Raw genomic sequence first — 24,001 nt, 5'->3', positions numbered from 1 at the left:
TTCCCGTCGGCCATGGGGGGTCAGCCGGCCATGCCGGCGGACCCCTTTCACTATTCTCGGCCCGCTCGCGCCCACTCCGGGCACCGGAGCGGGCCGGACGGTGGCGCGTGCCCGCAGTGACGACATCGTGCTGCGTCGGCGCCCCCTGTTCCTGGGTGAGTTGAGGCCGCGGTCCAGGCTTCCTTCCGGCCGGTCAGCGTGTTACGGGACGTGGAGTTGCCAGTACGCGGTCGTGCAGTACCGGGAAGTCGGCGCGGGTCTTGGTGACGAGGCCGGGGTCGAGGTCGACGGTGAGTACTTCCTCGGCCGGGCCCGCCTCGGCGAGGACGGTGCCCCAGGGGTCGACGACCAGGCTGTGTCCGGCGAGTTCGACGCCCGCGTGTGTTCCGGCGGTGCCGCAGGCCAGGACGTAGGCCTGCGACTCCACGGCCCGGGCCCGGGCGAGCAGGGTCCAGTGCTCGCGGCGCCGCGCGGGCCAGCCGGCGGGCAGCACGAGGAGTTCCGCGCCCGCGTCGACCAGCAGCCGGAACTGCTCGGGGAAGCGCAGGTCGTAGCAGGTGGCGAGGCCCACGCCCACGCCCTGGACCTCGGTGGTCACGATCCGGTCGCCGCCGCTCATGAGTACGGCTTCGCCGCGGTCGAAGCCGAAGCGGTGGATCTTGCGGTACGTCGCCCGCAGTTCGCCGTCCGGGGAGAAGAGCAGGGAGGTGTTGTAGAGGGAGCCGTCGGTCGTCCGTTCGACGATCGAGCCCGCGTGCAGCCAGACGCCCGCGTCGAGCGCGGCGGCGCTCATGACCTCGGAGGTGGGCCCGTCCAGCGGTTCGGCCTCGGCCTCGAAGAGGTCGGCGGCGAAGGCGCCGACCGGCCAGAGTTCGGGCAGCACGACGAGGTCGGAGCCGGCCCGGTCCCGGACGAGCGCGGCGGCGCGTTCGCGCCGGGCGTGCACCTGTTCCGCCGGGTCGACGTCGATCTGGATCAGGGAAACGCGCACCGTACCACCGCTCATGAGTCGGGACGTTCTGCCGGGCTTGTGGTCGTCACCGGATGCATGCGTGTCCGGTGGCCCGGCGCCCGGGAGGGTTTCCTCTCGGGCACCGGGCCTTGGTGTTGCTGAGTGTGGGTCAGCCGGTGGTGCCGGGGCGGAGGTGCGGGGTGATCATCCGGCCGATCTCGGCCAGAGACGTGGGAGTGTTGATCTCGTAGTGTCCGTATGGCAGGTCGGTGTTGATCACCTGGCCGGTGGTGTGGGTGCGCCAGGCATCGCTGGTGGGGTGCTCCTCGTGCTTGTCGAGTGCGGCGGTGAAGAAGAGCAGGTCGCCGTTCACCTGTCCGGGTGTGTGGGCGTGCATCAGGCGCAGGTTGTGGACGAAGGTGTCTGCGACGGCTGCCCGTATCTGCTCGTCGTCGCCCACGGTGTCCGGGCCCGCCTGACGGATCAGCTCGGCCACCTCGTCGTCGGCGACTTCGTCCTGGGTCTCGTCCGCTGTCCGGGCCTTGGTGTCGGGACCGGCCGGGGCCAGGGCCGGGCCTGGGTAGGAGTCCAGCAGGGCCACGAGGGAGACCTCCTCGCCCTGTTCTTGCAGTTGACGGGCCATTTCGTGGGCGACTACGCCGCCGAAGGACCAGCCGAGGAGCCGGTAGGGACCGGCGGGCTGGACCGTCCGGATGTGGGACACATAGTCGCCGGCCATGTGCGAGACCGTGGCCGGTGCGTCGTCGGCCCGACGCAGGCTGCGGGCCTGCAGCCCGTAGAGGGGTACGTCGGCGGGTAGGTGCCGGGCGAGTCCGAGGTACGACCAGCTGATCCCGAAGCCGGGATGGACGCAGAACAGTGGCCGGTCGTCTCCTGTCGCGCGCAGTGGCAGCAGTACTTCCAGGCTGTCGCCCCGTGTTCCCTGCTCCAGGCTTCGCGCCAGCCGGGCCACGTCGGGTGCGGCGAACAGTTCGCCGATCCCGAGTTCCTTGCCCAGTACGGTGCGGATCCGTCCCAGCAGTCTTACCGCGAGCAGGGAGTCTCCGCCCAGATCGAAGAAGGAGTGGTCGACACCAACGGTGTCCAGGCCGAGGACCTCGGCGAAGAGTCCGGCGAGCACTTCCTCGCGGGCGGTGCGCGGTGCCGTGTCGGGGCTTGTCTCGAAGGTCGGTGCGGGCAGTGCCTTGCGGTCCAGCTTGCCGTTGGGGGTCAGGGGCAGTGTCTCCAGGACGACCACTGCTGAGGGAACCATGTGGTCCGGCAGCCGATCGGCCACCAGGGCCCGTGCTGCCGTCCCCAGGTCCTGGTCCTCTGGGGCCGTGCCCGTGACCTGCACGACGTAGGCGACCAGGCGTTTGTCGCCGGGGATGTCCTCGCGGACGATGACCGCGGCCTGCGCGACGCTGTGGTGTGTGGCCAAGGCCGCTTCGATCTCGCCGAGTTCGATGCGGAAGCCGCGGACCTTGACCTGATCGTCGGTGCGGCCGAGGTATTCGAGTTGGCCGTCGGTGGTCCAGCGTGCCAGGTCACCCGTGCGGTACATGCGTGTCCCGGCCGGTCCGTACGGATCGGCCACGAACCGCTCCGCGGTCAGGGCGGGGCGGTTGAGGTAGCCGCGGGCCAGTTGGACACCGGCGAGGTAGAGGTCGCCGGGGACGCCTGCCGGTACGGGTTGCAGCCATGCGTCCAGGACGTACACCTGGGTGTTCCACACCGGCCGGCCGATGGGCACCACGGGCGCCCCCGGAACCACCCGTGCGAACGTCACGTCGACCGAGGCTTCCGTCGGCCCGTACAGGTTCTCCAACCGCACGTCCAAGACCTCGTGGAGGTGTTCGGCCACGGGGGCGGGCAGGGCTTCGCCGCTGCACAGCAGGCGTCGCAGGCTGGTGCAGCCCGCCGCGGCGGGTTCCTGGAGGAAGGCTGTGAGCATCGACGGCACGAAGTGCACCGTGGTCACCCGCTGCTCGCGGATGAGACCTGCGAGATAGGCCGGGTCCTTGTGCCCGTCCGGCCGGGCCACCACCAGCGCCGCCCCCGTGATCAGCGGCCAGAAGAACTCCCACACCGACACGTCGAAACTCGCCGGCGTCTTCTGCAGTACCCGGTCGTCCGCCTCCAGACCATAGGCGTCCTGCATCCACAGCAGGCGGTTGACGATTCCGGCGTGGGGAACGGCGACGCCCTTGGGGCGGCCGGTGGAGCCGGAGGTGTAGATCACATAGGCGGCGCTGCGAGGGTCGTACGACACAGGCAGTCCACCCGGTATCGCATCGGTCGGTTCATCCATGAACACCCGCGGTATCCGGGAGTCGGGCAGCTCCACTTCCTCGGCTGTCAGGACGCAATGGGGGTTGGCGTCGGTGAGCATGTACGCCAGACGTTCCGCGGGATATCCGAGGTCCAGGGGCAGGTAGGCGGCTCCGGCCCGGTGCACGGCGAGCAGTGCCACCACCAGATCCGCCGAACGCGGCAGGGCCACCGCGACGATCGACTCCGCCCCGACCCCGCGACCGGCCAGCACCCACGCCAGGTACTCCACCTGTGTGTCCAGCTCCGCATACGTCAGCTCGGCACCCTCGAAGACCACCGCCACCGCATCCGGAGTGCGCGCGACCTGCGCCGCGAACAGCTCCGGCAGGGTGGTGGAGGGCACGTCCCGGGCGGTGTCGTTCCACCCCGTCAGAACCTGGTGCGCCTCGGTGCCGGAGAGCAGCGCGGCAGTGTGATGGTTCGCGTCGGGCTCTTGCTGCATGGCGGTCAGCACGGCGAGGTAGTAGTCGTGGATCCGTTCGATCAGCTCGTGGCTGAACTGAGCGCTCTCATATCTCAAGAGGAGCGCCAGTTCGCCGGTTGCGCTGTTCACCGAGAAGTCGGCGCTGAACGGCAGATCGCTCTCCATGGATTCCGTGGTGTCCAGCACCCGGATACTGGCGTCCGCGTCCCGTTCGACGTGGAAGTGGGTGTAGTTGAAGAAGCTGTCGAACAGCGCGTTCTGCCCGGTGATCCGCATGATCTCGGTCATGGGGTACCGGCGGTGCTGCTGGATGCCCGCGTCGAGTTCGGCGACATGGCGGATCAGTCGTGTCCAGCTGCCGTCGGGAAGCCGGCCTCGCACTGGCAGGGTGTTGAGGAACAGGCCCACCACGCGGTCGCCGTCCGTCTCTTCCGTGCGGCCGTTGTAGACCGCGCCGGTCACCACGTCCTTGCTACCGGTGACCAGGCTCATCACCCGCAGGTGTGCGGCCAGCACGACAGTGCGCAGCGGCACACCGAGCGACGCGGCCAGCTTGCCCAGTCCCTCCTGAACCGCATCCGGAACCAGCCGGGGCTGGGCGCGCTTGGCCGTCGCGGCTTCCACCGGGTCCGAGGACTGCGTGCCGGCCGAGGCCGCTACGGCCTCGCGGCGCGGCAGCGGGGTGTACGAAGCGCCGTCCGTCTGAGCGGTCCAGAACTCGCGGTCGGTCCGGTCTTCGAGGGCGGCGAGTTCGAGCCGGACGTACGAGCGGTAGCGGGCGGCCACCGGCGGGGCGGCGTGAGTACCGGCATAGCGGTTGAGGAGTTCGGCGAAGACCGACCGCTCGCTCCAGCCGTCGAGGACGGCGTGGTGGAAGGTGACGAACAGCTGCATGGAGTTCTCGGACAGCCGCTGTACGTGGAACCTCACCAGCGGGGGCCGGCCGACGTCGAACGGCGTGCGCCGTTCGGCCTCGAAACGGGCGTGGACCAGGTCCTGCTGTTCGTCCCGGCCCCGCAGATCCTCCACGGTCAGCGGCACCGGCACCTGGCGGTGCACGAACTGGGCCGGCTGATCGAAGCCGGTCAGCGCGAACGAGGTCCGCAGCATCTCGTGGGCCTCCAGCAGGCCCGCCACCGCGGTGTGCCAGGCTTGTTCGTCGAACACCGCCTGGAGCCGGTGGGACACCACGTTGTGGTAGGCCGACGACCGCTGGCTCTCCAGCACCATGCCCACCTGCAGACGGGTCATAGGGTAGGCGTCCACCACGCCCTCCGGCACGGCCCGACGGCCGGGCGCGGGCAGCAACGCGAACGGCTCCACACCCGCGGGAGTGTCCTGGGGGTTGTGATCGTCGTTGACGAGGGGAGCCAGGGCCCGGATCGTGGCGTGCCGCAGCAGGTCGGCGAGCTCGAAGCGCAGCCCGCGCCCTCGAGCCAGGGCCAGGACCCGGATACTGCGGATCGAATCACCGCCCAGCGCAAAGTAGTTGTCGTCGATTCCCACCCGCTCCGGGCCGAGCACCTCGGCCCAGATCGCGGCCAGATCCGCCTCCACCCGGTTGCGTGGCTGCACGTACGCCTCACCGCCCTCCCGCGTCGGCCCGGGCAGCGCCTTGCGATCCAGCTTGCCGTTGACGGTCAGCGGCAGGCTGTCGAGCACGACCAGGTGCGCGGGCACCATGTACTCCGGCAGTCCGGCGGTCAGTTGGTCGCGCAGCCACTGCGCGCTCGCGTCCGTGACCGCGTAGCCGACCAGCCGGCCCTCGCGGACGATGACCGCCGCACCCGAGACCCCGTCCAGGCGTACCAGCGCCGCTTCGATCTCGCCGAGTTCGATGCGGAAGCCGCGGACTTTGACCTGATCGTCGGTGCGGCCGAGGTATTCGAGTTGGCCGTCGGTGGTCCAGCGTGCCAGGTCACCCGTGCGGTACATGCGTGTCCCGGCCGGTCCGTACGGATCGGCCACGAACCGCTCCGCGGTCAGGGCGGGGCGGTTGAGGTAGCCGCGGGCCAGTTGGACACCGGCGAGGTAGAGGTCGCCGGGGACGCCTGCCGGTACGGGTTGCAGCCATGCGTCCAGGACGTACACCTGGGTGTTCCACACCGGCCGGCCGATGGGCACCACGGGCGCCCCCGGAACCACCCGTGCGAACGTCACGTCGACCGAGGCTTCCGTCGGCCCGTACAGGTTCTCCAACCGCACGTCCAAGACCTCGTGGAGGTGTTCGGCCACGGGGGCGGGCAGGGCTTCGCCGCTGCACAGCACGCGTCGCAGGCTGGTGCAGCCCGCCGCGGCGGGTTCCTGGAGGAAGGCTGTGAGCATCGACGGCACGAAGTGCACCGTGGTCACCCGCTGCTCGCGGATGAGACCTGCGAGATAGGCCGGGTCCTTGTGCCCGTCCGGCCGGGCCACCACCAGCGCCGCCCCCGTGATCAGCGGCCAGAAGAACTCCCACACCGACACGTCGAAACTCGCCGGCGTCTTCTGCAGTACCCGGTCGTCCGCCTCCAGACCATAGGCGTCCTGCATCCACAGCAGGCGGTTGACGATTCCGGCGTGGGGAACGGCGACGCCCTTGGGGCGGCCGGTGGAGCCGGAGGTGTAGATCACATAGGCGGCGCTGCGAGGGTCGTACGACACAGGCAGTCCACCCGGTATCGCATCGGTCGGTTCATCCATGAACACCCGCGGTATCCGGGAGTCGGGCAGCTCCACTCCGGGAGCGGTGACCACACATGCCGCGTCCGCGTCGGTGAGCATGTACGCCAGACGTTCCGCGGGATATCCGAGGTCCAGGGGCAGGTAGGCGGCTCCGGCCCGGTGCACGGCGAGCAGTGCCACCACCAGATCCGCCGAACGCGGCAGGGCCACCGCGACGATCGACTCCGCCCCGACCCCGCGACCGGCCAGCACGCCGGCCAGATGCTGCACCCGCGAGTCCAGGTCCGCATACGTCAGCTCGGTACCCTCGAAGACGACCGCCACCGCGTCGGGGGTGCGTGCGACCTGGGCCGCGAACAGCTCCGGCAGGGTGGTGGTTGGCACGTCCCGGGCGGTGTCGTTCCACCCCGTCAGGACCTGCTGCCGTGCGTCGGCGTTCAGGACCTCGATCTGACCGAGTACGTGATGCGGGGATTCTTCGAGCGCGGTCACCACGCCCTCGGTCACCGTTCCCAGCAGCCCGGCGACCAGTTCCGAGCCGATCGGCGCTGCTGCCTGGACCGAGAACGCGAATCCGGTGTCCGAGCTGGTGCCCAGATCGTCCACCGATACCGTCAGGGGATAGTTGGTCCGGTCCTCGCCGGACAGGAGTTCCATCCCTATGGGTTCGGCGCGGGTCGTGTCATCGCCACTCGGGCTGTGCCGGTAGTTGAAGAGGGTGGTGACGAGGGGGGCGGGTGCGGTCACGCCGCTGGCTTGCTGGGCGACGGCGAGGGGTGCGTGTTCGTGGACCATGAGTTCGGCGAGTTGGGTCTGCATGGAGCGCAGTGCGTCCAGGACGCCGATTCCGTGGGTGTGGGCTCGTACGGGGAGGTTGTTGATGAACAGTCCGGGGATGCGGTCGGCTCCGGCGCCTGCTTGCATGCGGCCGAACAGGACGGTGCCGAAGACGACGTCGTCGCGGCCGGAGACCGCGGCCAGGACGCGTGACCAGACCACGTGGAAGACGGTGGCGGGGCTGACGCCGTGCCGGCGGGCCTGTTCGCGCACGCGTGCCGCCAGCCCGGGCTGGAGGGGCACGCGTGTTTCGGTGACGTCGGTGCCGTCGCCGCGTACGTCGAGCACGCCGAACGGCGCGGTCGGCTCGGTGACCTCACCGAGTGTCTTCGCGAAGTAGGCCGCGTGCTCCTCACGCGACACACCGAGCAGCGCCTGACCGACGAAGTTCCGGTACGGCAACGGGGCTGGTAGGTGCCGGTCCCGTTCCTCGACGAAGGCCCGCACCTCGTCCAGCACCACGTCCAGCGAGGTGTGGTCCTGCGTGATGTGGTGGAGACGCAGCGCCATCAGCCACCGGTCGTCGCCGTCCGCAGCGACATACGCGTCCATCAGCGGCGCGCGGCGCAGGTCCATCGGCTTCTCGCACAGGGCCAGCAGTGCTTGTGCCGCCTTCTGACCGGTGGCCCCCGTGCCGAGGTCGGTCTCGGTGATCGGCATCACGGCCTTGCGGTGGACCACCTGCACCGGGTGGTCGAGGTCCTCCCAGGTGATGGAGGTGCGCAGGATGTCGTGGCGGTCGATGACCTTCTGCCAGGCGTGCAGGTACGCGTCGAGTCGCGCCCGCGAGTCGAAGCCCAGGACGACTCGGAGCATGTAGGGGTCACGGCCGTTGGCGGATTCGAGTTGGTGGTGGAAGAACAGGCCTTCCTGGAGCGGTGCGAGGGGGTAGACGTCCTGCACGTTCGGTGCCCCGCCGGGCACACCTGCCGCGACCACGGCCAGTTCCTGCTCGGACAGTCCGGCCAGTGGCACCATGTCCGGGAGGATCGCCTCCGCGTCCTTTGGCACCAGGCACGGCGGGACCTCGACCTCTTCGCGGCCTTCGGCGGCGGCCAGGCGGGCCGGTGTCGGCGCGGCGAACAGCGTGCGCACGTCAACGGACACGCCCCGCGTCCGCAGTCGCTCGACCAGTGTGACCGCCAGTAGTGAGTGGCCGCCCAGGTCGAAGAAGCTGTCGTCGACGCCGACCGTGGTCAGGCCCAGGACGTCGGCGAACACCGCGCACAGGATCTCCTCGCGGACCGTTTCCGGCCCACGCCCCGCACCCACACCGGCCGCATAGTCCGGCGCGGGCAGAGCCCTGCGGTCCAGCTTCCCGTTCAGAGTCAGTGGAAGCACCTCCAGCACCACCACCGCCGACGGCACCATGTAATCCGGCAACACCCCGGCCGCGTGGGTACGCAGCCGGCCTGTGTCCAGGTTCTCGGCGCCCGCTGCCGGGACCACGTACGCGACCAGACTCTTCGCCCCTGGCTGGTCCTCGCGGACGATGACGGCGGCCTGTGCGACGCCGTCGTGCCTCATCAGCACCGTCTCGATTTCGCCGGGTTCGATGCGGAAGCCGCGGATCTTGACCTGCGTGTCGGCGCGGCCGATGTAGTCCAACTGCCCGTCGGTGGTCCACCGGACCAGGTCACCCGTGCGGTACATCCGTGTCCCGGGTCCGCCGAACGGGTCGGCGACGAAGCGTTCGGCGGTGAGGCCGGGCCGGTTGAGGTAGCCGCGGGCCAGACCGAGACCCGCGATGTACAGCTCACCCGCCACTCCCACCGGGACCGGCCGCAGGCCGTCGTCCAGGACGTAGACACGGGTGTTGGCCATCGGCCGGCCGATCGACGGCGTCGCGCCGTCGGCGGCCGGTTCCAGGCGCAGCGCGGTTGACCAGATCGTCGTCTCGGTCGGGCCATACAGGTTCGTCACCTCGCCCACATCGTTCAGCGCGGCCGCCAGTGGGCCCGGCAGCGCCTCACCACCCACCAACACACGCAACGTCGGCAGGAAGGTGTCGGTCTCGCGGAGATGCTCCAGCAGCGCCCGCCACAACGACGGCGTCGCCTGCATCACCGTCGCAGCCGAACGCGTCAGAAGCTCCGACAGCCCGGCCGGGTCGACCACCGTGTCACGCGACGCCAACTCCACACACGCACCGCTGGTCAACGGCAGATACAACTCCAGCGCCGCGATGTCGAACGACACGGTCGTCACCGCGACCCAGCGATCCGCTGCCGTCAACGGAAAACGCTCGCGCATGTCCGTCAGGAAGTTGATCAGGCCCGCGTGCGGTACCACCACACCCTTGGGCCGGCCGGTGGAGCCGGAGGTGTAGATGACGTACGCCGGATGCCGCGGCAGCAGCGGTGAGTGTCGCTCGGCGTCCGCCACCGGTGTCGGGGACAGTTCGCCGAGTGCCGCGACGGTATCCCGGGTGTCCAGTACCAGGATCGAGGACGGGTCCTCAACGGGGAGTGCCGGTGCGGTGACCGCCGTGGTGAGCACCATTGCGGGGGCGGCGTCGGTGAGCATGTGGGCGATCCGCTCCACGGGGTATCCCGGGTCGACCGGCAGATAGGCTCCACCGGCCTTGAGTACCGCGAGGAGCGCGACCACCAGTTCGGCTGAGCGGGGCAAGGCGATCGCTACGATCTGCTCCGGGCCCACGCCCCGCCCGGCCAGCAGTCGTGCCAGCCGGTTCGCCCGCCCGTCCAGTTCCGCGTACGTCAGTTCGACGCCTTCGGACACGACCGCGACCGCGTCCGGGGTCCGCGCGACCTGCGCCGCGAACAACTCCGGCAGGGTGGTGGCGGGCACGTCCCGGGCGGTGTCGTTCCACTCCACCAGCACCCGATGAAGCTCGTCCGCGTCCAGAACCTCGACCCGGCTGACCGGCAGGGCCGGGTTGGCGGTGACCGCGTCCAGGACCCGTACGAGCCGTTCGCCGATCATGTCCACGGTCGTTCGGTCGAACAGGTCCGTCGCGAAGACGATCTCGCCGTCCAGACCTGCCGGGGCCCCGTCGGAGCCGAACTGCTCGAAGAACTGGAGGTCCAGATCGAACTTTGCCGCCGGCTCACCGCCCGGATACTCCGCGATCCGCAGGCCTGGCAGCTCCACGTGGGCCGCTGCGGCGTTCTGCAGGGCGAGCACGACTTGGAACAGCGGGTGGCGGGCCGTCGACCGAGTCGGGGCCAGTTCCTCTACCAGCCGCTCGAATGGGACGTCCTGGTGCGCGAACGCGTCCAGACCGCGCTCGCGCACCCGGCCGAGCAGTTCACCGAACGTCGGATCGCCGGACAGGTCGGTACGCAGCACGAGGGTGTTCACGAAGAACCCGACCAGTTCCTCGAGGGCGTCGTCCGTGCGCCCGGCCACCGGGCTTCCGATCGGGATGTCGTCACCCGCCCCCAGCCGTGACAGCAGCACCGCCACCGCCGCCTGGAGCAGCATGAACATCGTCACACCCCGGTCACGGGCCAGCTCCACCATCCGGGCGTGCACCTCGGCAGGAACCCGGACCTGCACTGAAGCACCGAGGTGGCCGGCCACCGCCGGACGCGGCCGGTCCGTCGGCAGGGCCAGTTCCTCCGGCGCCCCCGCCAGCGCGCCGCGCCAGTACGCCACCTGCCGCGCCAGCACACTGTCCGGATCGTCCGCCTCGCCCAGCAGCTCTCGCTGCCACAACGTGTAGTCCGCGTACTGCACCGGGAGCGGCTCCCACGAGGGCCCTCGTCCCTCGCAGCGCGCTGCGTACGCCGCCGACAGATCCCGCCACAGCGGCCCCATCGACCAGCCGTCCGCCGCGATGTGATGCATGACCAGCACCAACACACACTCGTCCGGCGCCACCACCAGCAGGGTCGCCCGCAACGGCAACTCCGACGACAGGTCGAACGTGTACCCGGCGGCCGCCGCCACGATTTCATCCACGGTCGAGGCGGTGGCCTCGACCAACGACAGCCGCGGATACGCGCTCCGGTCGGAGACGATGCGCTGATACGGCTGGCCGTCGACCTCGGGGAAGACGGTCCGCAGGGTTTCGTGCCGCTCGACCACGTCGTGCAGCGCCAGCCGCAGGGCCGACTGATTCAGAACGCCGCCGGATATCCGCATGACCTGCGGAAGGTTGTACGAGGCATCACGTTCGACACGGTTCAGGAACCACAGGCCACGTTGGGTGAGGGACGCAGGGATCACGACAGCTCCTTGGAGTGCGACATACGGCGAAGCGTGGGGCGGACACGCTGTGTGAAGTCGAGACGGCCGGCGATACCGGCCACGGTGGGCGCGGCGAACACCTCCCGGATCGGCACCTCCACGCCCAGGACCGACCGAATCCGGCTCACCAGGCGCGTCGCCTGTAGTGAGTGGCCGCCCAGGTCGAAGAAGCTGTCGTCGACGCCGACCGCGGTCAGGCCGAGGACGTCGGCGAACACCGCGCACAGAGCCTTCTCGTGCTCCGTCTCCGGCTCCCGCCGCGGGCCCGTGCCCGCAGCCGCGGTGCGATCGGGCGCGGGCAGGGCCTTGCGGTCGACCTTGCCGTTGGGGGTGAGCGGCAGTGTTTCGAGCGTCACTACTGCGGAGGGGATCATGTATTCCGGGAGGTGTTCGGCGATGAACTCCCGGGTTGCTGTGGTGAGGTTGTGGTTTTCAGCCATCGTGTTTTGTGTGGGGATCACGTAGGCGACGAGGCGTTTGTCGCCGGGGTTGTCCTCGCGGACGATGACGGCGGCTTGTGCGACGCCGTGGTGGGTGGTCAGGAGTGTTTCGATCTCTGCGGGTTCGATGCGGAAGCCGCGGATTTTGACTTGGTCGTCGGTGCGGCCGATGAATTCCAGTGTTCCGTCGGTGGTCCATCGGACCAGGTCGCCGGTGCGGTACATCCGTGTCCCGGGTTCGCCGAACGGGTTGGCGATGAAGCGTTCGGCGGTGAGGCCGGGTCGGTTGAGGTAGCCGCGGGACAGGCCGGCTCCGGCGAGGTAGAGCTCGCCTGTCACGCCGACGGGGACCGGTCGTAGTCCGCTGTCGAGGATGTAGACGTGGGTGTTGTCCATGGGGCGGCCGATGGGCAGGACGGGGGGGACGGTGTCGGGGTCCGAGATGGGGATCTGTGTGGCGCACAGTGTCATCTCGGTGGGGCCGTAGGTGTTGCGGACCGTGATGCCGGGGACGGTGGTGAGGACCTGGCGGACCGCTGTGGCGGGGACGACGTCGCCGCCGGTGCTGATTTCGTGCAGGCCGGTGAACGCGGCGGCGTCTTCTTCGGCGATGACGCGGAACAGGCCGGCGGTGAGGTGCACGTGTGTCAGTGAGTACCGGTTCACGAGTTCGCGCAGGGCGGTTGCGTCGAACTGTCCTTCCGGTGCGATCGCTATCTGTCCTCCGGACGTCAGGGGCACCCACAGTTCGTAGGTGGAGGCGTCGAAGGAGTGTGGTGCGCGCAGCAGTCCGCGCAGGGTGCCGTCGAACTGCCAGCAGGTGTCGGCGACCAGGGCTGTCACGTCGGCATGGGTGGCTGTGATGCCCTTCGGTACACCCGTGGAGCCGGAGGTGAACATCACATAGGCTGCGTGACCTGGCAGGCAGCGCATCGGCAGCGGGGTGTCGTTCCCGGTCAGGGTCACACTCTCGTCGACCAGGAATGTCTCACTGCCGAGGTCTGCGGCCCGGGATGTGAACTCGTGTTCGTTCATGGTCTTGTCGACCAGGAGCAGTCGGGTGCCGGTCTGTTCGACGACTGTGTGCATCCGTGAGGCCGGGGCGCGCAGGTCCAGTGGCAGGTACGCACCGCCTGCCTTCACCACGGCCAGTAGCGTGACGATCAGCTCGGGGGAGCGTTCCATCAGCACTGCGACCAGGGACTCCGGGCCCACACCGTGCTCGATCAGCTGCCGTGCCAGCCGGTTCGAGCGCGCGTCCAGGTCTGTATACGTCAGCGCGACGCCTTCGGACACGACCGCGACCGCGTCGGGGGTGCGTGCGACCTGGGCCGCGAACAGCTCCGGCAGGGTGGTGGTGGGCACGTCCCGGGCGGTGTCGTTCCACCCCGTCAGGACCTGCTGCCGTGCGTCGGCGTTCAGAACCTCGATGCGGTTCACGGCGCGGTCCGGGGCTTCCTCCAGGGCGTCCACCACGCCCTCGGTCGCCGTCTCCAACAGCCCGGCGACCAGCTTCGAGCCGATCGGCGCAGCCGCCTGCACGTCGAACCTGAAGCCGCCATGCGAACTGCCGAAGTCGTCCACCGACACCGTGAGGGGGTAGTTGGTCCGCTCCTCCGCGGACAACAGGTCCATCCCCTCGATCTCAGCGCTGTCGGGAGCGTTGCTGTCGTTGCCGTGGCGGAAGTTGAACACCGTGGTGACGAGGGGGGCGGGCGCGGCGACACCACTGGCCTGCTGGGCAACGGCGAGCTGAGCGTGTTCGTGGACCATGAGTTCGGCGAGTTGGGTCTGCATGGAGCGCAGTGCGTCCAGTACGCCGACACCGCCCGTGTGGGCTCGTACGGGGAGGTTGTTGATGAACAGTCCGGGGACGCGGTCGGCTCCGGCGCCTGCTTGCATGCGGCCGAACAGGACGGTGCCGAACACGACGTCGTCGCGGCCGGAGACCGCGGCCAGGACGCGTGACCAGACCACGTGGAAGACGGTGGCGGGGCTGACGCCGTGCCGGCGGGCCTGTTCGCGCACGCGTGCCGCCAGCCCGGAGTTCACCACCACGCGTGTTTCGGTGACGTCGGTGCCGTCGCCGCGTACGTCGAGCACGCCGAACGGCGCGGTCGGCTCGGTGACCTCACCGAGTGTCTTCGCGAAGTAGGCCGCGTGCTCCTCACGCGACACACCGAGCAGCGCCTGACCGACGAAGTTCCGGTACGGCAACGCGGCCGGCAACCGCTCCCCCCGCCCTTCCAGGAACGCCCGCACCTCACCCAGCACCACGTCCATCCCGGCGTGGTCCTGGGTCATGTGATGCATCCGCAGCCCCAGCAGCCAGCGTCCGCCATCACCATCCGCCGCGATGTACGCCTCCATCAGCGGCGCGCGACGCAGGTCCATCGGCGCTTCACACACTGTCAGCAGCGCCTGTACCGCTTCCTCCCCGGTGACCCTGGTGCCGAGACCGGTTTCGGTGACCGGCATCACGGCCTTGCGGTGGACCACCTGCACCGGGTGGTCGAGGTCCTCCCAGGCGATGGAGGTGCGCATGATGTCGTGGCGGTCGATGACCTTCTGCCACGCGTCCACGAACGCGTCCAGCCGCGCCCGCGAGTCGAAGCCCAGCACCAGCCGCAGCAGATACGGCGCCTGTCCGTCAGCGGCTTCGAGTTGGTGGTGGAAGAACATGCCTTCCTGGAGCGGCGCGAGGGGGTAGACGTCCTGCACGTTCGGCGCCCCACCGGGCACACCTGCCGCGACCACGGCCAGTTCCTGCGCGGACAGTCCGGCCAGTGGCACCATGTCCGGGAGGATCGCCTCCGCGTCCTCGGGGATCTGGGAGAGGGGGACCTCGACCTCTTCGCGGCCTTCGGCGGCGGCCAGGCGGGCCGGTGTCGGCGCGGCGAACAGCGTGCGCACGTCAACGGACACGCCCCGCGTCCGCAGTCGCTCGACCAGTGTGACCGCCAGTAGTGAGTGGCCGCCCAGGTCGAAGAAGCTGTCGTCGACGCCGACCGTGGTCAGGCCGAGGACGTCGGCGAACACCGCGCACAGGATCTCCTCGCGGACCGTTTCCGGCCCACGCCCCGCACCCACACCGGCCGCATAGTCCGGCGCGGGCAGAGCCCTGCGGTCCAGCTTCCCGTTCACCGTCAACGGCAGTGTTTCGAGCGTCACTACTGCGGAGGGGACCATGTATTCCGGGAGGTGTTCGGCGATGAACTCCCGGGTTGCTGTGGTGAGGTTGTGGTTTTCAGCCATCGTGTTTTGTGTGGGGATCACGTAGGCGACGAGGCGTTTGTCGCCGGGGTTGTCCTCGCGGACGATGACGGCGGCTTGTGCGACGCCGTGGTGGGTGGTCAGGAGTGTTTCGATCTCTGCGGGTTCGATGCGGAAGCCGCGGATTTTGACTTGGTCGTCGGTGCGGCCGATGAATTCCAGTGTTCCGTCGGTGGTCCATCGGACCAGGTCGCCGGTGCGGTACATCCGTGTCCCGGGTTCGCCGAACGGGTTGGCGATGAAGCGTTCGGCGGTGAGGCCGGGTCGGTTGAGGTAGCCGCGGGACAGGCCGGCTCCGGCGAGGTAGAGCTCGCCTGTCACGCCGACGGGGACCGGTCGTAGTCCGCTGTCGAGGATGTAGACGTGGGTGTTGTCCATGGGGCGGCCGATGGGCAGGACGGGGGGACGGTGTCGGGGTCCGAGATGGGGATCTGTGTGGCGCACAGTGTCATCTCGGTGGGGCCGTAGGTGTTGCGGACCGTGATGCCGGGGACGGTGGTGAGGACCTGGCGGACCGCTGTGGCGGGGACAACGTCGCCGCCGGTGCTGATTTCGTGCAGGCCGGTGAACGCGGCGGCGTCTTCTTCGGCGATGACGCGGAACAGGCCGAGCGGTGAGGTGCACGTGTGTCAGTGAGTACCGGTTCACGAGTTCGCGCAGGGCGGTTGCGTCGAACTGTCCTTCCGGTGCGATCGCTATCTGTCCTCCGGACGTCAGGGGCACCCACAGTTCGTAGGTGGAGGCGTCGAAGGAGTGTGGTGCGCGCAGCAGTCCGCGCAGGGTGCCGTCGAACTGCCAGCAGGTGTCGGCGACCAGGGCTGTCACGTCGGCATGGGTGGCTGTGATGCCCTTCGGTACACCCGTGGAGCCGGAGGTGAACATCACATAGGCTGCGTGACCTGGCAGGCAGTGCACCGGCGGCGGGGTGTCGTTCCCGGTCAGGGTCACACTCTCGTCGACCAGGAATGTCTCACTGCCGAGGTCTGCGGCCCGGGATGTGAACTCGTGTTCGTTCATGGTCTTGTCGACCAGGAGCAGTCGGGTGCCGGTCTGTTCGACGACTGTGTGCATCCGTGAGGCCGGGGCGCGCAGGTCCAGTGGCAGGTACGCACCGCCTGCCTTCACCACGGCCAGTAGCGTGACGATCAGCTCGGGGGAGCGTTCCATCAGCACTGCGACCAGGGACTCCGGGCCCACACCGTGCTCGATCAGCTGCCGTGCCAGCCGGTTCGAGCGCGCGTCCAGGTCTGTATACGTCAGCGCGACGCCTTCGGACACGACCGCGACCGCGTCGGGGGTGCGTGCGACCTGGGCCGCGAACAGCTCCGGCAGGGTGGTGGTGGGCACGTCCCGGGCGGTGTCGTTCCACCCCGTCAGGACCTGCTGCCGTGCGTCGGCGTTCAGAACCTCGATCTGACCGAGTACGTGATGCGGGGATTCTTCGAGCGCGGTCACCACGCCCTCGGTCGCCGTCTCCAACAGCCCGGCGACCAGCTTCGAGCCGATCGGCGCAGCCGCCTGCACCTCGAACCCGAAGCCGCCGCGCGAGCCGGTACCGAAGTCGTCCACCGACACCATGAGGGGATAATTGGTCCGCTCCTGCGCTGACAGGAACTCCATCCCCTCCGTCGACAGGGCCTCGAGCCCCTGGAAGGCTTCGTCGCCCGGGTCATCACCGATGGTGCTGTGGCGGAAGTTGAGCACTGTGGTGACGAGGGGGGCGGGCGCGGTCACGCCGCTGGCTTGCTGGGCGACGGCGAGGGGTGCGTGTTCGTGGACCATGAGTTCGGCGAGTTGGGTCTGCATGGAGCGCAGTGCGTCCAGTACGCCGATTCCGTGGGTGTGGGCTCGTACGGGGAGGTTGTTGATGAACAGTCCGGGGATGCGGTCGGCTCCGGCGCCTGCTTGCATGCGGCCGAACAGGACGGTGCCGAAGACGACGTCGTCGCGGCCGGAGACCGCGGCCAGGACGCGTGACCAGACCACGTGGAAGACGGTGGCGGGGCTGACGCCGTGCCGGCGGGCCTGTTCGCGCACGCGTGCCGCCAGCCCGGAGTTCACCACCACGCGTGTTTCGGTGACGTCGGTGCCGTCGCCGCGTACGTCGAGCACACCGAAGGGCGCGGTCGGCTCGGTGACCTCACCGAGTGTCTTCGCGAAGTAGGCCGCGTGCTCCTCACGCGACACACCGAGCAGTGCCTGACCGACGAAGTTCCGGTACGGCAACGCGGCCGGCAACCGCTCCCCCCGCCCTTCCAGGAACGCCCGCACCTCACCCAGCACCACGTCCAGCGTGGTGTGGTCCTGCGTGATGTGGTGGAGACGCAGCGCCATCAGCCAGCGTCCGCCATCACCTTCCGTGGCGACATACGCGTCCATCAGCGGCGCCTGGCGCAGGTCGAGGGGCGTCTCGCACTGCGCGAGCAGCGCCTGAATGGTCTCTTCGCCGGCTGCCGGGGAGCCTGGAGCAGTTCCGGTGCCGAGGTCGGTCTCGGTGACTGACAACACCGCCCGTCGGTGGACCACCTGCACCGGCTGCTTCAGCTTCTCCCAGGCGATGGAGGTGCGCAGGATGTCGTGGCGGTCGATGACCTTCTGCCAGGCGTGCAGGAACGCGTCGAGTCGCACCCGCGAGTCGAAGCCCAGGACGACTCGGAGCATGTAGGGGTCACGGCCGTTGGCCGATTCGAGTTGGTGGTGGAAGAACAGGCCTTCCTGGAGCGGCGCGAGGGGGTAGACGTCCTGCACGTTCGGCGCCCCACCGGGCACACCTGCCGCGACCACGGCCAGTTCCTGCTCGGACAGTCCGGCCAGTGGCACCATGTCCGGGAGGATCGCCTCCGCGTCCTTTGGCACCAGGCACGGCGGGACCACGACCTCTTCGCGACCCTCGACCGCCGCCAGCCGCGCCGGAGTGGGCGCGGCGAACAGCGTGCGCACGTCAACGGACACGCCCCGGGCCCGCAGTCGCTCGACCAGTGTGACCGCCAGTAGGGAGTGGCCGCCCAGGTCGAAGAAGCTGTCGTCGACGCCGACCGTGGTCAGGCCGAGGACATCGGCGAAGACCGCGCACAGGATCTCCTCGCGGACCGTTTCCGGCCCACGCCCCGCACCCACACCGGCCGCATAGTCCGGCGCGGGCAGAGCCCTGCGGTCCAGCTTCCCGTTGGGGGTGAGCGGGAGTGTCTCCAGTACCACCACAGCGGAGGGGACCATGTAGTCGGGCAGTTCAGCAGCGATGTGGGCGCGCAGTGCCTGCGCGTCTGCCGCGGTGTCCGGGGCGGGGACCACGTAGGCGACGAGGCGTTTGTCGCCCGGGTTGTCCTCGCGGACGATGACTGCGGCCTGCTCGATGTGCTGGTGTGTGGCCAGCACCGTCTCGATTTCGCCGGGTTCGATGCGGAAGCCGCGGATCTTGACCTGCGTGTCGGCGCGGCCGATGTAGTCCAACTGTCCGTCAGTGGTCCACCGGACCAGGTCACCCGTGCGGTACATCCGTGTCCCGGGTCCGCCGAACGGGTCGGCGATGAAGCGTTCGGCGGTGAGGCCGGGCCGGTTGAGGTAGCCGCGGGCCAGACCGAGACCCGCGATGTACAGCTCACCCGCCACTCCCACCGGGACCGGCCGCAGGCCGTCGTCCAGGACGTAGACACGGGTGTTGGCCATCGGCCGGCCGATCGACGGCGGCAGCCCGTGCGAGAGCGGGTCGCTCATCGTCGCGCACACGGTGGACTCGGTGGGGCCGTAGGCGTTGATCATCCGCCGCCCGGCGGACCACCGGCTGACCAGCTCCGGGGCGCAGGCCTCGCCGGCCACCGTCAGCGACTCCAGACCCGTCAGGGTTTGCGCGGCCGAGCCGGGCATCGAGCCGAGGACGGTCGGCGGGATCGTCGCATGCGTCACTGCCTGATCTGCCAGGTATTCGGCCAGTGCCTCGCCCGCCAGCGGCCCCGCGGGCGGCACCACCAGCACCGCGCCCGACAGCAACGTCACCGCCACCTCGGAGAAGGCGGCGTCGAAGCTGGACGAGGCCAGTTGCGCCACCCGGCTCGTGGCCTGGACCGCGAAGGCCTGTGCCTGCGCGGCCACCAGGCTCCCCACGCCCGCGTGCGGTACCACCACACCCTTGGGCCGGCCGGTGGAGCCGGAGGTGTAGATGACGTACGCCGGATGCCGCGGCAGCAGCGGTGATTGTCGCTCGGCGTCCGCCACCGGTGTCGGGGACAGTTCGCCGAGTGCCGCGACGGTATCCCGGGTGTCCAGTACCAGGATCGAGGACGGGTCCTCAACGGGGAGTGCCGGTGCGGTGTCCGCCGTGGTGAGCACCTTTGCGGGGGCGGCGTCGGTGAGCATGTGGGCGATCCGCTCCACGGGGTATCCCGGGTCGACCGGCAGATAGGCTCCACCGGCCTTGAGTACCGCGAGCAGCGCGACCACCAGTTCGGCTGAGCGGGGCAAGGCGATCGCTACGATCTGCTCCGGGCCCACGCCCCGCCCGGCCAGCAGTCGTGCCAGCCGGTTCGCCCGCCCGTCCAGCTCCGCGTACGTCAGTTCGACGCCTTCGGACACGACCGCGACCGCGTCCGGGGTCCGCGCGACCTGCGCCGCGAACAACTCCGGCAGGGTGGTGGCGGACACGTCCCGGGCGGTGTCGTTCCACCTGGTCAGGACCTGTTCCCGTGCGTCGGCGTCGAGAGCCTCGATGCGATTCAGCGCGTGGTGCGGGGTCTCTTCCAGCGCGGTCACCAGGTTCTGGGTCGTCGCCTGCATCAGCCCGGCGACCAGGTCCGCGTCGATCGGCGCGGCCGCCTGGACGGTGAACCCGAACCCGCCGCGCGATCCGGTGCCGAAATCGTCCACCACCACCGCGAGCGGGTAGTTGGTCCGCTCGGCGAAGTCGAGGGTCTCGATCCCCTCGAAGCCCGCCTCGTGGGGGTCGTCCTCGATGGGGCTGTGGGCGTAGTTGAACAAGGTGGTGACCAGAGGCGCCGGTGCGGCCACACCGCTGGCCTGCTGCGCCAGCGTCAGGGGGGCGTGCTCGTGGACCATGAGTTCGGCCAGCTGGGCCTGCATCGACCGCAGTGCATCCCGCACCCCGATGTCACCGGTGCGGGCCCGGACCGGAAGGCTGTTGACGAACAGTCCTGGTACCTGGTCGGCTCCGGCGCCTGCCTGCATGCGGCCGAACAGCACGGTGCCGAAGACGACGTCGTCGCGGCCGGAGACCGCGGCCAGGACGCGTGACCAGACCACGTGGAAGACGGTGGCCGGGCTGACGCCGTGCCGGCGGGCCTGCTCGCGCACGCGTGCCGCCAGCCCCGACTCCAGGACCAACCGGGCATCGGTCACGTCGGTGCCGTCGCCGCGTACGTCGAGCACGCCGAAGGGCGCGGTCGGCTCGGTGACCTCACCGAGTGTCTTCGCGAAGTAGGCCGTGTGCTCCTCACGCGACACGCCGAGCAGCGCCTGACCGACGAAGTTCCGGTACGGCAGCGGGGCCGGCAACTGCTCCCCCCGCCCTTCCAGGAACGCCCGCACCTCGTCCAGCACCACGTCCAGCGTGGTGTGGTCCTGCGTGATGTGGTGCATCCGCAGCACCATCAGCCAGCGTCCGCCATCACCGTCCGCCGCGACAGACGCGTCCATCAGCGGCGCCCGGCGCAGGTCGAGGGGCGTCTCGCACTGCGCGAGCAGCTCCCGAACCGCGTCCTCCCCGGTGGACCTGGTACCGAGGCCGGTCCCGGTGACCGGCATCACCGCCCGCCGGTGGACCACCTGCACCGGGTGGTCCAACCCCTCCCACGCCATCGAGGTCCGCAGGACGTCGTGCCGGTCGATGACCTTCTGCCACGCGTCCACGAACGCGTCCAGCCGCGCCCGCGAGTCGAACCGCAGCACAACCCGCAGCACATACGGATCCTGACCGCCGGCGGCCTCCAATTGGTGATGGAAGAACAGGCCCTCCTGCAGCGGCGCGAGCGGGTAGACGTCCTGCACGTTCGCCGCCCCACCGGGAACATCTGCCGCGACCACGGCCAGTTCCTGCGCGGACAGTCCGGCCAGTGGCACCATGTCCGGGAGGATCGCCTCCGCGTCCTCGGGCACCAGGCACGGCGGGACCACGACCTCTTCGCGACCCTCGACCGCCGCCAGCCGCGCCGGAGTGGGCGCGGCGAACAACGTCCGCACATCCACCGAGACACCCCGCGCCCGCAACTGCTCCACCAGCGTCACCGCCAGAAGCGAATTGCCGCCCAGATCGAAGAAGTTGTTCTCCACTCCGACCGTGGTCAGGCCGAGGACGTCGGCGAACACCGCGCATAGGATCTCCTCGCGCAGCGTCTCCGGCCCACGCCCTCCGACCACACCGGCCGCATAGTCCGGCGCGGGCAGAGCCCTGCGGTCCAGCTTCCCGTTCACCGTCAACGGCAGCGTCTCCAGCACCACCACCGCCGACGGCACCATGTACTCCGGCAGGCGATCCGCCAAGAACTCCCGTGCGGTCGCGGGCAGTTCCTGGCCCTCCGTCACCGCATCCTGTACGGCGACCACGTAGGCGACCATGCGCTTGTCACCGGGGATGTCCTCGCGGACGACGACTGCCGCCTGCCCGACGTGTTCGTGCCCGAGCAGCACGGTCTCTATCTCACCGAGCTCGATGCGGAAGCCGCGGATTTTGACCTGCTCGTCCGCACGGCCGACGAACTCCAGCACGCCTTCGGCGGTCCACCGCACCACATCACCCGTGCGGTACATCCGCTCACCGGCCTCGCCGAACGGACAGGCCACGAACCGCTCCGCGGTCAGGCCGCCGCGACCGAGATATCCCCGGGCCAACTGGCCACCCGCGACATACAGCTCGCCCGCCACTCCCGGTGCCACCGGCAGCAACCCGTCATCCAGCACGTAGGTACGCAGCCCCGGGATCCCTCCGCCGATCGGACTGGCGCCGCGCCCCCCACGGGCCGTCGCCGCGTCAAGGGCGAGGTAACTGACGTGAACCGTGGTCTCGGTGATGCCGTACATGTTCACCAGCACCGGCGCATCATCACGATGGCGCTCGTACCAGTCGCGCAGCCGCCCGAGGTCCAGGGCCTCTCCACCGAAGACCACCGAGCGCAGCGCGAGCTTCGCACCCAGATCGGGATTCTCCTTCTCGGCCTGCATCAGCTGGTAGAACGCCGAGGGAGTCTGATTGAGAACGGTCACACGTTCCCCCGCCAGCAACTCGAGGAAGTCCTGCGGGGAGCGGGAAACGTCAAAGGGAACCACCACCAGGCGCCCCCCGTGCAGAAGGGCGCCCCAGATCTCCCACACCGAGAAGTCGAACGCGTACGAGTGGAACCACGTCCAGACGTCATCGGCACCGAAGCCGAACCACTCATCCGTGCCCTGGAAAAGACTCGCCACATTCACATGCGGCACCGCCACACCCTTCGGGCGCCCGGTGGAACCGGAGGTGTAGATCACGTATGCCGGGTGCCCGGGCAGCAGAGGTGCGAGCCGGTCCGTGTCGGTGACCGCACCGCCGTCCAGATCCGCCAAGTCGGCCCGGATTCCGGGTCCGTCCACCGCGACCCAGCCCGGACCGGCGATGCCGTCGAGTCCGTCGAGTGCCGGGATGATCCGGCCGGCGACCTGCGCGGTGGTCAGAACCGCCACCGGGGCGGCGTCCCGCAGCGTGCCCGCGATCCGCTCCACCGGGTAGTCCGGGTCGACCGGCACATATGCGCCACCCGCCTTGAGGACGGCCAGCAGGGTGACGACGAGGTCGGGGGAGCGTTCCATCAGCACGCCGACCAGCGACTCAGGTCCCACACCCCGACCGATCAGCAGCCGCGCCAACCGGTTCGAACGCTCGTTCAACTCCCGGTAAGAGACGCGTGTGTCTCCGAAGACCACCGCGACCGCGTCCGGAATCCGCGCCGCCTGTGCCGCGAACAGCTCCGGCAGCGTCGCGGCGGGCACCTCGGGAGCGGTGGCGTTCCACTCCACCAGCAGCCGCCGCACCTCGTCCGCGCCGAGGATGCCGATTCGGCCGACGGGTGCGGTGCGGCCGGCCACGGCGGTCTCGAGCACCCGCTGCACACCGTCGGCCCACCTCTCGGCCTCCTCCTGCCCGAACGCCTCGGGCCGGTAGCTCAGCACGAGACGAAGCCGCCGTCCGGGCAACACCGCCAGATTGAGGGAACAGCGGTCCATGAAATCGCCGTCCACACCGGTTGCCTGCACAGCGGGGGACCGCCCGGCGATGGCTTCGTGGTCGACATGATCGGACTTGACGGCAACGGAGGTGTCGAAGAGCGGCCCGAGCCCGGCCATGCGCTCGATGCCGGCGAGCTCGACGTCCCGATAGGCCGCCGACACGGACTGCTGGTCCTGGATCCGGGTCAGCAGCGCGGTCAGCGACTCGGTCGGTTCGAGCAGGATGCGAACCGGCAGCGTGGTGCCCATCGCCGTCTCGTCCTCGGCGAGTTCCGCCGGGCGGGCGGCGGCCGTGGCACCGAAGACCACATCCTGCCTGCCGGTCATGCGTGACAGCACTATCGCCCAAGCACCCTGGACCAGCGTGTTCATCGACACGCCCGCCGCACGCGCGGCCGCGGTGACAGCTGCGGTGAACTCCTCGCCGAGTTCGACCTCGACCTGTTCGGGCCCGACCGATTCGCCCGTGCAGTCCACCGCGGCGACCAGGCAGGGCTCCTCCAGGCCGGAAAGTACGCCGCGCCAGTTCTCCCAGGCCGCCTCCCGATCCTCACCGACCCACCACTCGGGGGGACCAGCCAGGGACCAGGGCGACGATGCAGGAATCTGAGACATCTTCAGTCCTCGAGTGAATGTGCCGATGAGTACGAAAAGCAC

The 24,001-nt window shown here is 69.5% G+C and carries 3 protein-coding genes; all 3 read right to left on the bottom strand.

Annotation, left to right across the window (positions count from 1 at the left end; genetic code table 11):
• Window positions 1–193 precede the first annotated feature (193 nt).
• Window positions 194–991 carry a carbon-nitrogen family hydrolase gene (locus RV983_RS01230; protein WP_475990188.1) on the bottom strand — a complete coding sequence of 266 codons (798 nt, stop codon included), beginning with the start codon at window positions 989–991 and terminating at the stop codon, window positions 194–196.
• A gap of 130 nt (window positions 992–1,121) precedes the next feature.
• On the bottom strand, window positions 1,122–11,405 hold the full coding sequence (locus tag RV983_RS01225; RefSeq protein WP_475983875.1) for an amino acid adenylation domain-containing protein: 10,284 nt from the start codon (window positions 11,403–11,405) through the stop codon (window positions 1,122–1,124).
• Window positions 11,402–23,959 (bottom strand): amino acid adenylation domain-containing protein, encoded by a 12,558-nt coding sequence (locus RV983_RS01220; RefSeq protein WP_475983874.1) that lies wholly within the window; start codon window positions 23,957–23,959, stop codon window positions 11,402–11,404. Before RV983_RS01220 ends, RV983_RS01225 begins: the two co-directional genes overlap by 4 nt.
• Window positions 23,960–24,001 lie beyond the last annotated feature (42 nt).

The sequence above is a fragment of the Streptomyces sp. RLA123 genome (assembly GCF_056270165.1).
This window is presented reverse-complemented; position numbering and strand designations above follow the sequence as displayed.